Genomic DNA, 1,488 nt, shown 5'->3' with positions numbered 1-1,488 from the left:
TAGCTATCCGTATTGCGACGTCATCGACCTGCCCTCTTATTCGCTGGCCAAATCAGTGGCCGGGGCGATAGGCCTGATGCGGATTGAAAAGAAGTACGAAGGGGTGCAGAGCGCGATGACCCTGCAAGCGACGGTAGGGCTGTGTTCGGGCGACCAGTGGCGTGACGTAACACTGCTGAACACGCTGGATATGGCGACGGGCAACTACACAAGTTCGGGCTACGAGGTGGACGAAGGCTCGGCAAAAGCGGGCAGCGATTTTTTCAGCGTCGACACCTACAGCCAGAAGGCCACGCACGCGTGCAGCTATCCAAGGAAGGCCGCGCCTGGCGCCACCTGGGTCTACCACACATCGGACACATTCCTGCTCGGCAGCGCGCTCAACACGATCTACAAGCAGAAGGAAGGCGACACCAAGGACTACTACCGTGACCTGCTGGTGAACGAGCTGTGGAAGCCGCTGAAAATGAGCCCCACCACCTGGACCTCGACCCGCACCAACGACAGCGCCGCCCAACCGTTTACCGGCTACGGCCTGACCTTCCATCATGACGACATGGTCAAGATCGGCGAATTCCTGAACAAAAACAACGGATCGATCGGTGGAATACAGATGCTCGACAGCACGATCTACAGCGAAGCCATGCAGAGAACCGGCAACCACGGCCTGACCGCCGGCGCCGCCAACTACAAGTATCTGCACGGATTCTGGGCCTGGGACGCCGGCAGCGCGGATTCCAGCGCGGCTGTCTGCCCCAATGCGAAGTGGATCCCGTTTATGTCCGGATTCGGCGGCATCGGCCTGGTTCTCCTGCCCAACAATATGGTTTACTACTACGTCAGCGACAACCACGAATACGCGTTCAAAAACGCGGTGGTTGAACTGAACAAGATCCGCAATATCTGCAACTAGCAGGTTTTACGTCCCGCGCCGGCTGGCCCATGCGCCAGCTGGCGTACCCTCAATGAAGTACTCCGAAGATGGAATTGCAGGCGCGCCGCTTGCAACATAGAGTCACCCCCGGACAATGATAAGGTTCCATTCCGGAGGCAAACTATGAAAAAATTTCAACTTCTAAAAACGCTGTGCGCCGCTGCCTGCGTGACAGGCACACTAGGTGCCTGTGCACTGGGCGGCCGCGTCAATGACAGCGAAACCTATGCCCCTCTGCCAGGGACCGGTGCGGTCACCCGTGCCGCCGCCAACCTGGGATATGCCACCCTGATGGGCAGCGCCACCAGCCTGGTCGACTATCGCGCCTTTGCCGTTCCGAGCAACGCGGCCAACCCCGGCCACACGTTCCAGGGCACCCTCACGCTGAACAATCTCGGCACCACCGGCAGCTTTAGCGAACAGGGCACCTCGGTGGCCCGCTTCTACCAAGATCCCGGCCACCTGCCCGCCTTTTCCTTCCAGTTCGTCCAGACCGGAACCCACATCGTCCCGGTCACACGCGGATTGATCGGCACCTCCCATCCGAACTGGTC

General features: G+C 59.7%; 2 protein-coding genes. Both read left to right on the top strand.

Annotated elements, in window-relative coordinates:
• Positions 1-913 (top strand): serine hydrolase domain-containing protein (locus tag AC6H42_RS16990; RefSeq protein ID WP_497548543.1); only part of this gene is annotated, 913 nt, incomplete at its 5' end.
• Between the two features lie 144 nt (positions 914-1,057).
• Positions 1,058-1,488: hypothetical protein (locus AC6H42_RS16985; RefSeq protein WP_497548542.1), on the top strand; the 431-nt coding region annotated here is incomplete at its 3' end.

Source organism: Massilia sp. NBRC 108631 (assembly GCF_059704565.1).
This window is presented reverse-complemented; position numbering and strand designations above follow the sequence as displayed.